9 protein-coding genes are annotated in these 14,818 nt (G+C 39.2%); 5 read left to right on the forward strand and 4 right to left on the reverse strand.

Features of this window, described 5'->3' with window-relative positions:
• Nucleotides 1–645: 645 nt before the first annotated feature.
• Nucleotides 646–864 (reverse strand): sporulation histidine kinase inhibitor Sda, encoded by a 219-nt coding sequence (sda, locus tag BSM4216_RS15380; protein ID WP_048624284.1) that lies wholly within the window; start codon nt 862–864, stop codon nt 646–648.
• Nucleotides 865–1,764: 900 nt separating this feature from the next.
• Between sda and BSM4216_RS15390 the strand changes: the two genes are divergently transcribed.
• A complete protein-coding gene (locus BSM4216_RS15390) occupies nt 1,765–2,607 on the forward strand; it encodes an alpha/beta fold hydrolase (RefSeq protein WP_048624286.1) in 843 nt (280 codons plus the stop codon).
• A gap of 13 nt (nt 2,608–2,620) precedes the next feature.
• On the opposite strand, the gene ybaK is transcribed toward BSM4216_RS15390, so the two are convergent.
• The gene (gene ybaK, locus BSM4216_RS15395; protein WP_003354922.1) at nt 2,621–3,103 is read right to left on the reverse strand and encodes a Cys-tRNA(Pro) deacylase; all 483 of its coding nucleotides are present in this window, start codon (nt 3,101–3,103) and stop codon (nt 2,621–2,623) included.
• Between the two features lie 379 nt (nt 3,104–3,482).
• On the opposite strand from ybaK, the gene BSM4216_RS15400 reads away from it, so the two are divergent.
• Nucleotides 3,483–4,133 carry a LytTR family DNA-binding domain-containing protein gene (locus tag BSM4216_RS15400; protein WP_003354921.1) on the forward strand — a complete coding sequence of 217 codons (651 nt, stop codon included), beginning with the start codon at nt 3,483–3,485 and terminating at the stop codon, nt 4,131–4,133.
• Nucleotides 4,134–4,356: 223 nt separating this feature from the next.
• Complete coding sequence (locus BSM4216_RS15405; protein ID WP_048624287.1) at nt 4,357–5,877, forward strand: succinyl-CoA:acetate CoA-transferase ScpC; 1,521 nt, start codon at nt 4,357–4,359, stop codon at nt 5,875–5,877.
• Between the two features lie 779 nt (nt 5,878–6,656).
• On the opposite strand, the gene BSM4216_RS15410 is transcribed toward BSM4216_RS15405, so the two are convergent.
• Nucleotides 6,657–7,820, reverse strand: a complete 1,164-nt coding sequence (locus tag BSM4216_RS15410; protein WP_048623008.1) for an IS256 family transposase — start codon at nt 7,818–7,820, stop codon at nt 6,657–6,659.
• A gap of 410 nt (nt 7,821–8,230) precedes the next feature.
• Complete coding sequence (gene ltaS / locus BSM4216_RS15415) at nt 8,231–10,183, reverse strand: lipoteichoic acid synthase (RefSeq protein WP_048624561.1); 1,953 nt, start codon at nt 10,181–10,183, stop codon at nt 8,231–8,233.
• 361 nt (nt 10,184–10,544) lie between these two features.
• Between ltaS and BSM4216_RS15420 the strand changes: the two genes are divergently transcribed.
• Both BSM4216_RS15420 and BSM4216_RS15430 read left to right on the forward strand, forming a co-directional pair.
• Nucleotides 10,545–11,297 carry a class I SAM-dependent methyltransferase gene (locus tag BSM4216_RS15420; RefSeq protein WP_048624288.1) on the forward strand — a complete coding sequence of 251 codons (753 nt, stop codon included), beginning with the start codon at nt 10,545–10,547 and terminating at the stop codon, nt 11,295–11,297.
• Between the two features lie 1,401 nt (nt 11,298–12,698).
• The gene (locus tag BSM4216_RS15430) at nt 12,699–13,964 is read left to right on the forward strand and encodes a glycoside hydrolase family 18 protein (protein WP_048624562.1); all 1,266 of its coding nucleotides are present in this window, start codon (nt 12,699–12,701) and stop codon (nt 13,962–13,964) included.
• Nucleotides 13,965–14,818: the final 854 nt, after the last annotated feature.

Genomic DNA, 14,818 nt, shown 5'->3' on the forward strand with positions numbered 1-14,818 from the left:
CCACCGTACGTACGGTTCCGTATACGGCGGTTCAATTAAGATAATTGACGCAAGTCTTTATAACTTCCGTGAATAGCTGTTCTCTTTATGCCAGTGGTCACTCCACCCTCCAAGAGGTCTCCCACGGGATTCACCGCTTCCTCCCTCAAGTGAGGTACTACGTTTTCTGTGTTCATCATGACTCACTGAATACCAAGGGCTATTCTCTCTTAATTGTTCGGTCCTTCTTAGTTGTTCTAGACCAACTAATACTATGACCTCTGCTGACTTCTGACGGTTCAGCTACTTATCACTAAGTAGGTTATGAAGAGTACTTCACATATCCGCCAGACCTCCCCGGGTAAGTACATGCACTTTCACACCATCTATCCGCCTCATTTACTCGATATGACCTTCGACAGAAAGAGCTTTGTTTTGTTATGCAAACTCACTCAATCATACCTAGCCTTATATGAGGTTCGTGTTCCTCGGACCGGTGTTTTGCCTCCAGCTTCCTTCAGATTCCGCGTCACCACGGACACCCTTGCTCTTGGCTAACCTCTACTTCTGTCTTCGGGGTTCGGGACTTACACCCTATAGTTCATGTACATGCCAGGCGCACATAAAAAAAACGTATGTCCCTATACATACGTTTTTGTGAAATCATTAATGAATAATCTGCCTTAATTTTTCATATTGTTTATCAGTTTTACTTTTAATTTTTCTTCGTTCGATTTCCATTTCCAGCAATTGAATAAAATCTTTAGAGAGATTTTCCGTTTTAGCTCGTTCATATACTTCCATCAACTGTTCATCCCTCAGCAAAACAAGCGATGGATTCACCTTTCCCAACCTCTTTTCCCTTTTTGATTTCTTTTGAATCATGAAAAGTTCCTCAAAACAAAAAAGGGGACCCGATCCTTAAAAATATGGCAACATTCCCGTTTTGATCAAGTATTCACCATTTAAGAAATAATTCAAAATTTCTGGGTAATGATCGTTTTTTCTGGCCTGATCCTCATTAACATCGATATTTTAATATGATTTTTAATAGAAATAAAGGGTTTTTCAAAAAATTCAACAAAATTTTCTTTCGACTTTATTAGCGTTTAGCCAGCATTCACTGTTCCACTCGTATTCTTGACATCCATCGATCCATTAATTTCAAATTTTCACCTTCTATTTAGTCAGATTTCATCGGGCTGTCACATTTTTTGCCGAAATGCGTCTTCATCATTTAGCAGCTTATGTTCAATTGATGTTCCCTCTGTATGGAATGCATTAAGTAGAAGCGATTTTTCGTTAACGAACAAGATTGCATGTTATCAGCAAAAAAAAGCATTCCATGGCCGAAAGAATTTTCAACATCCTTCCTTTTGATTTGAATAGCCATTACGATCACGCATCTGTTTGTTTGTCTGACCATCGTTTCTTACATGAAAAGTTTGCAAAAAACGCAAATCTCCTTTTTAATCGATAAATCACTTCTATATTTATTTTGCCATCAAAACAATAAAGCCTTTCTCCTCCCCAGACACCTTTTAAAAATCCACCCAAAAAACAGAATTCTTTGCGCCATTTCCAAAAAAACTCCCTCATTCACCATCTTCTGTCTATTATTGCCACCAAAAACACATGACCCAATCGAATGCTGCTGGGCAAAATAAATTTTGAAAAGATCAATGCCTGACGGTGTTTTATACCAAAAATGAAATGTTCGAATGTACATCTTATTTTCAATTTTATATAGATATGATACAATGCACACGCATTGGAGGGTCAAAAATGAGTAAAAGCGGTAAAAATATACCTTTTTTATTGTCACTTTTACTGTTATTAGCTTATATCAGTTTTCAATTATTGAATCGGTCCGAACCGGTCAATTCGCAAAATCAAACCTATATCGATCCACCGACCATTTTTGTTCATGGCTATAAAGGAACTTACAACTCTTTTAACGGAATGCTGAACCGCTTTGAATATAACTATCATTGGGGTCATCGTGTGCTGATTTGCAAAGTGGCAAAAAACGGACATCTTTTCGTGAACGGGCATATCCCAAATGACAGCCATAGAATGTTCATTCAAGTCGTTTTTGAAAACAACCGAGCCAGTTTTCAGGACACTTCCCATTGGCTTTCTGAAGTGATGCTTTTGTTAAAAGAACGATACGGGATTGAAAATGTGAATATTGTCGGCCATTCCATGGGGGGAATTATTTCAACCAAGTTTCTCCTGGATCACGGCAACCAGCTTCGCTATCCTAAAGTAGAAAAATTGGTCACCATTGGCAGCCCTTTTTTGGGGATTGACCAATCCTCTTACTTTAAAGTGAATAGCGGACCAGCCGCTCTCGATTTAAAACCTGGATCTAAAGCTCTACAAGACCTATGGAGAAAATCGAACCACTTCCCACCAGACGTCAAAGTACTCGCTATTGCCGGAAAAGGCGACCAAGTAGTCAACATTTCAAGCGCCTTGTCTATCCGAAGAATGGTCCCTCGCCACAATTATCAAGACAAAATCGTCCAGAATGTACAAGTGACACATAGCGGCCTGCATGAAAGCACCGAAGTCGACCATTTTATCGGAACATTTTTATGGGGCCTGACCCCTTTCACACATTAAAGTGTGAAGGGGGTCAGGCCCCTTTAACTAGATCTTCTATTTTGGCGTTGACGACTTTTTGCAAGTCTGCGGGTGACAATTCTATTTGAACTCCAATTTTTCCTCCGCTTACTATAATTTCATGACAGTTTAACGCCTGCTTATCGATAAAAACGGGGTAATGCTTTTTCATGCCGATGGGCGAACAGCCACCGCGAACATAACCCGTCCACTTTTGCAGCTCGTTGACAGGGAGCATCTCTACCTTTTTTTCTCCTGCTACTTTAGCAGCCTTTTTCAAGTCCAGTTCAGACGCTACCGGAATGACAAACACATACAGCTGCTTTGTTCCGCTTTGAACCACCAGTGTTTTAAACACACAATGAGGATCTTTGCCGAGGTTTTCCGCTACCGAAACACCGTCTATTTTTCCGCCATGTGGTTCATACGTATAAACCTTATAGGGAATCTTTTTAGTATCCAGCATCCTTATGGCGTTCGTTTTTGCTTTTGACATCTTAATCACCTTTCCGTCTAGTTGCTTACTCCGCCGGCGCGTCAGCCACTCATAAAAGCAACGAGAGATTCCATTCTTCCATACGCCGTCTAATACATATCGCTGTTTTCATATCTCCTGTTCCCCTGGGAAACCGCTTCTTCGTTGATTTCTTCACTCTTTATTATCCGACAAATTTCGAGCATCTTCAATTTTTTGAACCTTCAACCGGTGGAAGACCATCATATATATCAAAAATAGATCAATTTTAATGTAAACGTTCTTTTAAGCACGGAATCAAGTTGGTATAATAAATGGTAAAGGTTTTACGATTTTCGAAAAAACCTAATATTTCGACATCGTTCATACAGAAGTACAAAGTTGGAGGAGTTGACACCTAGTGGACAAATTTACCGTCGCTTCTGTAATGGGAATTCTTTCTGAATACTTGCCTAAAAACACTTCAATCGCGATTTCCGACCACAAACAATATATTTATTATAAACCAAGTAAAACAGTTGATTTAAAAATAAAGCCCGGGGACCCCGTAAAACAAGGGACCGCTGCCTACAAAGCACTGTCAACAGGCCAAAAAGTTTCTCTCTATATTGATGAAGAAGTGTTCGGCGTTCCTTATTTCGGCATGAGCATCCCTATTTTTGAAAAAGATCGTCCTGCTGGAGCGATTACAACCATTCTGCCGGCTAAACCTTCACCCATTTCTGCGAATTTCTTAACCATTAAGTTTAATGAGAGATGGTATCCTATTCCTTATGAGCAAATTGTCTATTTAGAAGCGCAAAATCGCAAAACGAAAGTCCAGTCGGAAACATTGGAAGGAACTCATAAACTGAATTTAACGGAACTCGAATATCTATTGCCAAATAACTTGTTTATTAGAGTTCACCGTTCTTATATTATTAATGTTCATTTTATTAAAGAAATTCATCCTGATTCCCATTCCACTTTTTTGCTGATTATGAAAAATAACGTAAAGATTCCTGTCAGCCAAACGTACGCTAGCATTTTTCGCAGATCCCTTAACTTTTAAAAGAACAATGAAAATTTTTTCCATTTTCTTTTATATGACCCTCTTGCGATGTCAAAAGGGAAGCCTTTTTTTAAAAATGCATCTAGCATTAAAGTATCTAAAATTCTTTTTTGAGAAATTTTTTTCTGCTTTACAACAAAATTAAGGCTTTTCATACAAAAAATAATGAGATTTCCCCCTTAAATTGGTAGAATGTTTTAAACAATCAAAGGGGGGATTTTTGGTGGAGAAACGTATTGCAGAACGCTTACGTGATCCTAGATTAGCTGATCGAATTGTTCCAGCTCACGAGGCTGCTTCATGGATTCAAGATGGGATGACATTGGGGTTGAGCGGTTTTACGCGCGCTGGGGATGCAAAAGCTGTTCCACTAGCTTTAGTGGATCGTGCTAAAACCGAAAAATTCAAAGTAAACGTTTTCACAGGAGCTTCTCTCGGATTTGATATCGATAAACTAATGGCCGAAGCAGGCATTATCCATAAACGCCTTCCTTTCCAAGCAGATCCAGTAATGCGTAAAAAAATAAATCAAGGAGAAATGCTGTTTGTAGATCAACACCTTTCTCACGTAGCCGAATATGTCCGCAATGATGTGTTAGGCAAAATTGATTTTGCTATTATTGAAGCTACAGCGATTACCGAAGACGGAATTCTCATTCCAACTACATCAGTTGGAAATAATTCTATTTTTATTGAAAAAGCAGATGCCGTTATTGTGGAAATTAATTTGGCCCAACCTGCAGAATTAGAAGGGCTTCATGATGTTTATAATCTGGCTCCACAAGGAAAACGCGAACCTATTCCGTTGACAAAAGTGGATTCAAGAATTGGTCAAATCGGCATTCCTCTTGATCCGGAAAAAGTAAAAGGCATTGTGATTACAGACGCTTCTGATTCTCCTTCAACCATCGTGCCGCCGGATGAAGAGACGGCTGTTATGGCCAATCATTTAATCGATTTCCTCAGAAAACAAATTAAAGCCGGCCGGCTGGATAACACTTTAGCTCCTATTCAATCAGGGATCGGATCCGTAGCCAATGCGGTGCTGCACGGCTTGCTAGTTTCCGAATTTGAAGATTTGGAAGTATATTCTGAAGTTCTTCAAGACGCCGTATTTGATCTAATTGACAGCGGTAAAGTACGCTTTGCTTCAGGCTGCTCCATCACGTTGTCCGAAGAAAAAATGAAAGCCGTTTTTTCAAATTTGGACCGCTATAAAGACAAGCTCATTTTGCGGCCACAAGAAATTTCCAACCATCCAGAAGTTATCCGCCGCCTCGGATTAATTTCTATTAATACTGCGTTGGAAGTTGATATTTATGGCAATGTCAACTCGACACACGTGACAGGAACAAAAATGATGAACGGTATTGGAGGCTCCGGTGATTTTGCAAGAAATGCCCGTCTTTCTATTTTTGTGACTAAGTCCATCGCCAAAGACGGCAAAATCTCTAGTATCGTGCCTTTTGTCTCCCATGTAGATCATACCGAACATGATGTGGACATCATCGTAACCGAACAAGGATACGCTGACTTAAGAGGACTCGCTCCTCAAGAACGTCCACGCTTGATCATTGAAAACTGCGCTCATCCAATGTATAAAAAACAACTGCTTGCATACTATGAAGAAGCCCTAAAAGTAGGTGGTCAAACACCTCATGTTTTAGAAAAGGCATTTTCTTGGCATGCCAATTATTTAAAAAACGGAACCATGCTGTTTGATCACCAATATATCAATTCTTAATCTTAAACTCCCGTTTCCAGACGGGAGTTTTTCATTTTCACTTTATCAGTTGAACTAGCGATAGCGTGCGAAGCAATAAACCACTGTGGGTGGCGACGATTGGCGCTTAGGATCGTCCGCAAACCTTCCCACCGAATATCTAAAAACAAAAGCCCTCCTTTTACAGATTGGTAGAATCTATCTTATAAAGGCCGTCAAAACCGTTAGTCATCCATCGTTTTTATAAAAGATCTTATTATTTAGGGATGCATGGGAACGCTTTTGTTGTGTCGATAACCAAAAAAGTGCATCGTTTGGCAATTAAGAGCATGCACAAAATACTGCATAACCGCTGCTTACATGGAGCGGAGGGCATAAGGCTCTCGAGTGCCTGCAAAGCTTCTTGAGGCTGTCATTTGCCAAAAATCATGACCGCAGAGGCTCCATGTCAATCATTGAAGTAGTATTTAGTTTGATGAATACACTTATTTGCCATTTTACTACATTTTTTAATTGCCAAATACGCTTTTGTTACCCCGTTTTCTCCGCCCGCAAACATGATATTCTTCCGCCTACCAACTGATGATCCCTAGATTCATATGCCTCTAATCGTTCCATCATAAATAACCCACACTCTTCCCCGGTACCGTCAAGAATTTTGTGTAAGAGAGTATTCTCAGATACGTTTTTTTAATCTTGGAGGAGGTGTTTAGTTGTCTTATATGAGACTGAATATTCAGTCTCATATAAGACAACTTAGTCTCCCTAGACTCTGTTCTTCATGAACAAAATTTGGTCTTTCAGTATCTTTCTTCAAACATATCTTGAAGTGCCTTGTATGCCGTAGAAAACCCTTTAAGTTTTCTAGTGGACCATTTTTCATTCAAGTCCTGTACCGTTAAGAACGTGATTTTTTCTGCTGCTTCAATACTGGTTAAGCTGTTCATCGTTTTGAGTCGTTTACGTATATCTTTAATCGTTCGTTCAATCGCATTGGTCGTGTAGATGACACTACGAATACTGGTCGGATATTTCATGAATGTTAGGAGGACATCTAAATCCTGTTCCCAAGATTGGACTTCTCTAGGATACTTTTTAGACCACTTGTCTTTAAACTCATGAAAGGCTTGAATGGCTGCGTCTCTTGTCATCGAACGATAGATCAGCTTTAGGTCTTCAGCCACTTCAAATTGGTCTTTTTTCCTTACCTTGTTTAACGTATTTCTTACTTTGTGGACCACACATCGTTGAACATCGGCTTTCGGATAGACGGCTTTAAAGGCTTCTTCAAGACCTGGGAGTCCATCAAAAACACCAAGTAAGACTTCATGAGCACCGCGTGTATAAAGGTCTTGGAGAATCTCTTGCCAGCCATGCGCGCTTTCTTGACCTCCAACGTAAAAGCCAAGAATTTCACGATAACCTTCTTCATTGACACCAAGAACAACGTAAATGACTTCTTTGGCATACGTATCACGACGAACTTTTATATAAAACCCATCAAGATACAACACAGAATACCGTTTGTTTAATGGACGTTGTTGCCATTTTTGAATATCCTCCAACGCGGCATCTGTAATATGACTAATCGTGGTAGGAGAGTAGGTTGAACCAAGAATTCTTTCGATAAACTTCCCAATTTCTCGAGTGCTCATCCCACTTTGATACATTTTAATAATCGCCTGTTCCAGCCAGCCGTCTTGACGTTGATAAGGCTCAAACAGTTGAGTCTGGAAATCCCCGTTGCGATCTCTTGGAACCGTAAGAGCTTCTATTTTCCCGTACTTTGTATCAAGAGTACGGTGATAATAACCATTTCTTGAGTTTTGAACGTGTTCCTGTTCCACTTGGAGGAAATTTTTGATTTCTTCTCTCATGATGAATTCAAGCTTTTCTTGAACAAAATCTTTTATCATATTTTCCAGTTGATTTGCGAAATCTGAGTTGAGTATACTATTACTCATAAGGTAGGGTATCTCCTTTCAGTTTTGTTTGGTCGCAAATCTGAGAATACCCTGCCTTTTTCTTTTTTTCTAGTAGAAAAATTTGCTTACACAAAATAATTTACATCATCTCTTCCCCTCCTCCTTTTCGCAAGTCAAAGATATTAAAAATCGAGTTGGATATTTCAATCACATAAAACTTAAAGGACCTTTACTTCATTCAGTACAGAGTCAAAAAAATGGCTTTTGTTTCATTCTGCTTCACAAAATAAATGAAACAAAAGCCGATTCCTATAGATGATTATGATCACGGATACAGAAAAACAAAATCTCCCTCCCTTAACAACTTGAATTGTTGCAAGGGAGGGAGACATATTCAACACATCATCAGCAAGGTGATTTCTCATCTGATGAAAGTTTTAATCCTTTATTTATTTATTTTCTTTTATATTTTGTTCTGTTTTTTTGACAGAGTAATCATAATCTGCACGATTTACGGGTTTAAATCCTTTTGGATGGTGGAAACGCAGCAAGTCTCCGTATACTACTCGGTCGGAAAAATCCAGCATAGCTTTTACTTGTTTGTTTGGACGCGAACATGCATTTTTGTTTGGCACTTGTTTTCCAGTAGCATTGCTGTAGCATTTTCCGCTTACATACGTATATTGAGGTGTTACAAAGTCGCCGTTTCGGAACGGAACGATTTGGCGATGTTGTTTAGAAAGCAAGTCCGTTCCAAACTCGATGTAATCTTTCGTATCAATTCCCAACAAATGAAGAATCGTTGGACGAACGTCAACATCACCGGCATATTCATGCATTACTCCACCTTTAACACCCGGCACGTGAATGAACAATGGCACACGTTGCAATTGGGCATTTTCGAAAGGAGTAATTTCTTTACCCATTACTTTAGCCATTGCATCGTTATGGTTTTCGGAAATTCCGTAATGGTCACCATACAACACAATGATGGAATTATCGTAAAGACCCGATTTCTTCAGATCGTCAAAGAATTGCTTTAACGCTTCATCCATGTAATGAGCTGTTTGGAAATAATGGTTGACAATCGAGTCTCCAAAATCTCCTGCTGGAAAATCCGTATCCCCCTCATCCAACGGGAACGGAAAATGGTTCGAAAGCGTGATGAATTTCGCATAAAACGGTTGTTTCAAGCTCTTTAACAGAGGCATGGACTCTCTAAAGAACGGCTTATCTTTCAAACCATAGTTCAGCACGTCTTTATCATTCATATCATAATAGGCAGAGTCAAAGAAATAATCGTACCCTAACGATTTATACATTTCATCGCGGTTCCAGAACGTCTTTGTATTGCCATGGAATGCCGCGGAAGTGTACCCATGCGTTTTTAAAATGGCCGGAGTGGCTTGGTACGTATTCAAAGCTTTATTCGTGAAAACTGACCCTTGAGGTAACGGGAACAGCGAGTTTTCCATCATAAATTCTGCATCAGACGTTTTCCCTTGTCCAGTTTGATGGAAGAAATTATCAAAATAAAATGTATTGTTGTCGTGAGCCAACGAATTTAAAAACGGTGTTACTTCTCGTCCATTTAATTTATAGTCAATCATAAAGTTCTGGAACGATTCCAGAGAAACGAAAATGACATTCTTTCCTTTTGCTTTACCGAAATATTGCGGGTTCGGCTCTGCATAATTGGATTTTACGTAATTCTCAATATCCGCAATATCCGAGCTGTCCGCCAGTGCTCTTTGTGCAGAAGAACGGACGTTTTGAATCATGTCATACACAGCGTAGTTGTACATACCTAAGTATTTCACAATATAGTTGCGGTCAAACGTACGCTGCAGAAGCTCAGGACGATCTGATTCCGCCAGTCCCAAGTTGACCATAAAGATGATAAAACCGGACATAAAAACACCAACAACCGGGCGCCATCCAATTTTCCCTTGTGGTTTTACCACTTTGAAGACAACCAGTAAAATCAAAATGATAATGTCCAAGAAATAAAGAACATCATACGGCTTCATCAACGCAAATGCGCTGTCTCCCAAATTTCCGATGCTATTCGTTTTTGCCTGCGTCAAAACCGGCACTGTAATAAAGTCATTGAAAAACCGGTAATAGACAATGTTTGCATACAGTAAAAAGGAAAGAAGAAAATTGATAACTATAATCGCAATATTTCTTCCTTTCCCTTTAAAAAACAATCCAAAGGCAAGAAACAAGATAGCGGAGCTAATGGGGTTTATAAAAAGCAAAAATTCTTGTATTTTATTGTTAATGCCAAGGTTGAATTCTACTTTGTAAGCAATATACGTCTTAATCCAGAACAAAATCACAGCTAAAAAGAAAAACGAGAGTTTCATATTAAACAACCCTCTTTTTCCTATCTTTTCCATATTCAACTTTGTTTCACTCCTTCGGATTAAAACTCTAATGACCATTATAATACATTGTTTAAGTAATTGAAAATATATTTTTAGACAAAATTTACAAACTGTACTTGCAATTTTACAAATAGGAAGCATTGTATGTAATTACTTCTTTTAATCTCATTTATACAACGTTTACAGTCATTATGCAAACAAAAACCTTTAGATAATTTTTCCTTTTCGAAATTCAGCCATACAGCGGACGTTATGGCTGAAAACTGCAAACCAATGTTACGGCCCTTTTAAATGATCATCCGCAAAACGTATCACTCTAAGCGGCTGTTCTTCATAGCATGATGATATATTTTGCGCTAACGGGGTGAAAATAGTGAAACCAACATATCAAGACGCTCTTGCCGCTTATGGAATTGGCGGTGCTCATCCGGGGGGGCTGGCGTTAACGAGAAAGATTCTGAAGAAGGAGAACATCAGCCGGAGGTCAAAAATTTTGGACGCTGGCTGCGGGACGGGCCAAACGGCCGCCTTTCTTTCGAAATCTTTTCGATGTTCGGTCACGGCTTTAGACAATCATCCGACAATGATTCAAAAAGCCAAACAAAGGTTTTCCGATGAACGACTTCCCGTTCATGCGATTCAAGGGAACGTAGAAAGCCTTCCTTTTTCAGATGCCTCCTTTGATTTTGTGCTTTCCGAATCCGTTACGGCTTTTACAAACATTGCAGATTCTCTAAAAGAATACTGTAGAGTGTTAAAACCAGGCGGAGTTTTATTGATGATTGAAATGACAGCAGAAAAACCTTTCCAGCCGTTGGAATTGAAGGACATGAAAAGAGTTTACGGAATTTCCAACGTATTTTTAGAGACCGAATGGATCCAACACTTGCATCGTTCCGGATTTGCCGAAGCTGCCGTTATCTTTTCCAACACCGTTCAATCGGAACTTCAAAAAAACTCTCCAGAAAAAGATGACTACCCGGAGTATCAAATCTCAGACCCTGTGGATCCCCAAGTGGAAGAATTGCTTCATGAACATATGAATCTTTCCCGTTTGTATCAAAACATTTTAGGATACCGTGTCTACCGTGCTGTTCGTCCATCTTTAGCAAGAAATCAAGAATAAATGATCAAAACCTGATACCTGTGCGAGATTATCCCTTTCGCCATCCCTCATAAATACAAAAAAAATTTGTTTCGGTCTTAGAACAGAACCTTTGTCTCTGGCTTTAGTTTGCTGCGTGAACGCCACTAACGGGAGGATAGTTATTCAAGACGAATTTTTCTTGTCATTCAACTCTAAAAATCACCTAATCGATTCCCCTACAAAAATGCGGATTAGAAAAAAATAGCCACGAATCCACTTAGTGATCTAAATGTCGGCTGTAAACAGACGTTTCGACATCTGCTGCCAAGATTTTTTGTTTTGATTTTTTTCAACATCATTTTTGAATAAGCTAACGTTTGTGCTATGAAGCAGCACCAATGACACTAGGCATTTCATCGATATGACCATTAGGACAAAATAACTAACCTTCCTTTTTTGCTTCGATAATCGGACGGGGCTAAAATACCTATTCTCATCCAAAAATCTTATCACAACAGGAAATTCAAATCATGACATATATAATAGTAGAAAAACGGAAAATCCAACATACTCGCTTCCACATTATAATGAAAGCAGCCCTTTATAACCCCCTATTTCATCACCACAGTAGAAAGAAAAAGCGGCATCTAAAACGAAAGCGATCTTGCCAAAACATTAGAAGAGGCTGGAACTTTATGTGCCAGCCTTTCATTTTGAATGGATGAACGCACTGGGAATGAAACGATTTTTTGTCCTCTCTTCTTTCGCAATGGCTGGAGCGTTCGTAGCTGTTGTCAACGTCATGTTCCATATCTTTAAAGGTCAAGCAACTACCTTGTTAAAAATTGCAGCAAAAGACATATTTCTACAGCAGTGAAATCTTGTTGAAAACCGATAATAGCCACTGTCGGACAAGCATGATATCGGTTTGCTTTATGGCAAGGCCGCATGCTTGCCGCATATCATTCGTTTCCTTCCCGGCGCTGAATATCAGTAGTGAACCTTTTAAATCCAACTGTTGCATGAAATAAAATCAAGTAAAACTTTCGATCTTTTTCACGAAAGAAAATCTATTAATAGATTAAAGACGATTTGTAAAATTCAAATATCTATTATGTAAAAAATATATAAAAACAGTAAAAATATGACTAAATTTCCATAAACAAAAGATCTCTCCTATAAAGTCATTGGTTTGGATTCGCCTAAATTGCTTCAGCAAACTAAAGAAAGATTGTACGTAAAACTCTTCAACATGTTAGCCTTCCATGAACGTAAACACGAAGACATGAGATTAAAAAGTCTCTAAAAAATCATGTTTGTCATACCGCTCTCCTTGAATTCGCATTCATTTGACAATACAAGAAGAATCATTGCTTTTGCCAAAATCATTACATGTTTTTTCTTTCTGAACATATTTATACAATGAAAGGAGAAGAGGCCATGTTTTTTATCCATGTCGTGAAGCCCGGAGATTCACTTTATTCGATTTCTCAAAATTACGGGGTTTCTTTTCAAAGGCTGCAAGAAATAAACGGGGTATATCCGGGAGGTTTAGTCCCCGGCCAAGATATAGTTGTTCCAAGTTCCACCTACATTGTTCAACCGGGAGATTCTCTCTATACCATCGCTCAAAAAGCATTTTTATCTGTTCAAACGATCCGAGCTGCCAATCGATTAACTTCCGATGTCATTTATCCGGGAATGCGCCTCTATTTACCATCGCACCCCAAATATTCAACTGAAGATTTAAGTTTTATTTATCCTGGTACACCTACGGAAGATGAACAGCTGATCAGGTCTTTTTCTCCCATCAGTACGTATTTTGCCATGTTTGAATATCACATTTTGCCCGTAGTCGCTTTAAGCACCTTAAATGATCGTTATACCATTCAAACATCTCGCTCGTTTCGGGTAGCCCCGCTTGCCACCATTACGAATTTAACTTCAGAAGGATTCAGCTCAGCATTGATCCGCCAAGTATTGTCAAACCCGCAGATCCGAAACAGGGTTGTGAATGAAATTGTCACGCTTGTAACACAAAAAAATTATTCAGGGGTGACCATCGACTTTGAAAGAGTGGCTGAAACAGAAAGAGACTTATTTACAGGATTTCTTCGGATTTTAAATCAACGTTTGAAAGATCGCGGCCGTTATTATCTTTCTGTCGCCCTTCCAGCAAAAACGGACGATCAAATTCCTTGGTTGAGAGGATACGACTACGGAGGGATTGGATCAGTTGTTGATTTCACGTTTATCATGGCTTACGATTGGCATACTCCTGATTCTCCTCCAGGACCTGTTGCCCCTATTCAAGAAGTGCGAAGAACCATAGAATATGCCATCAACCAAATGCCTTCAAACAAAATCATTCTAGGTTTTCCGCGTTACGGATATGAATGGACTATGTCAAACGGAAGCGTCCAAAGCGCCCGTGCTGTTTCGGTTGACATGGCCATACAACTAGCCTCTTCTCACCAAGTGCCCATCCAGTATTCAAATGAATACCAACAGCCCCATTTTACGTTCCGCGATGAAAATGGGAGAAGGCATATTGTCTGGTATGAAGATGCCCGAGCACGCGTAGCGAAGCTTTTATTAGTCCCTAGGTATCGATTAAGAGGAGTCGGAGCATGGCAGCTTGGATTGCATTTTCCTCAGTCCGGATTTATTGTCAGTGAATTGTTTGATGTTCGGAAAGTATTGTAACGGTCAGCCCCCAACTCTTTTCACGTGTGAGTAGATGGCTATTGACTTGTTTAAGATACCTTTTGTAAATTTCCACTAACAATTACACCCCAACAATCAGAACAAGATCCAGTTTAGTCGTATAATTGTGTAAAAAGAGAAATAAGAAAAGAGCCATGTTGCTTCCCTTTGATAGAATAAACAATAACCGCCAAATATAAGGTGGTATGCAACAATGGCTCAATATCATATTCCCGTAAAAGATAGACTTTTGCACGGATTATCGACGAAGGATGGGGGAATCTGCTGGAATAAATCCCTAATTAATCCTCTAGGCGCAAACAAAAGAACAGCCTGGTGCCCTCCGTTATGAACAAACGGATAAACATAAAGTCTATCGAAACAGTCCGTATCCATGTCAGTTGGCGCGTTTCACGAATAAGAGATGGAAGTTCACCACCGAATTGTTTCAACTATACCAACGAAGTGAACAAGTTCTAATACCAGCACGAATGAAAATGGTGAAGAATAGGGGTGTCTGCCCGAAAGATGACCTAATCACGGAAGACTCGTTTGGAACTTCATTTTCCAAATCCATTATCTCCTCGCCGTGCAATTGGTGTCGGGTCACATCATCTTGGTTTAGAAACATCGACAACCTTGGTAGTCGATTAACATTCAGTACATCAGAAAAATCTTATTCATGAAGATGATGTTATTGTATACTAAACTAACTTGTCTGAAAGGGAAAGATTTCAGAAAACCGCATCATTTTCTTTTTTTAAAAATATTTAAAATTGACGAAACTAAAAAACCAAAAGCAACTGCTACAATTATTTTTCCTGACGTTTGATTTATATAATTCGTCTTAGAAA

The sequence above is a fragment of the Bacillus smithii genome (assembly GCF_001050115.1).
GTDB classification, from domain to species: Bacteria; Bacillota; Bacilli; order Bacillales; family DSM-4216; genus Bacillus_O; species Bacillus_O smithii.

Excerpts from the sequence above, each read along its gene's own strand:
- BSM4216_RS15430 (WP_048624562.1), top strand. The coding sequence starts at position 12,699 with ATGTTTTTTATCCATGTCGTGAAGCCCGGAGATTCACTTTATTCGATT.
- ybaK (WP_003354922.1), bottom strand. The coding sequence starts at position 3,103 with ATGTCAAAAGCAAAAACGAACGCCATAAGGATGCTGGATACTAAAAAG.
- sda (WP_048624284.1), bottom strand. The coding sequence starts at position 864 with ATGATTCAAAAGAAATCAAAAAGGGAAAAGAGGTTGGGAAAGGTGAAT.
- ltaS (WP_048624561.1), bottom strand. The coding sequence starts at position 10,183 with ATGGAAAAGATAGGAAAAAGAGGGTTGTTTAATATGAAACTCTCGTTT.
- BSM4216_RS15390 (WP_048624286.1), top strand. The coding sequence starts at position 1,765 with ATGAGTAAAAGCGGTAAAAATATACCTTTTTTATTGTCACTTTTACTG.
- BSM4216_RS15410 (WP_048623008.1), bottom strand. The coding sequence starts at position 7,820 with ATGAGTAATAGTATACTCAACTCAGATTTCGCAAATCAACTGGAAAAT.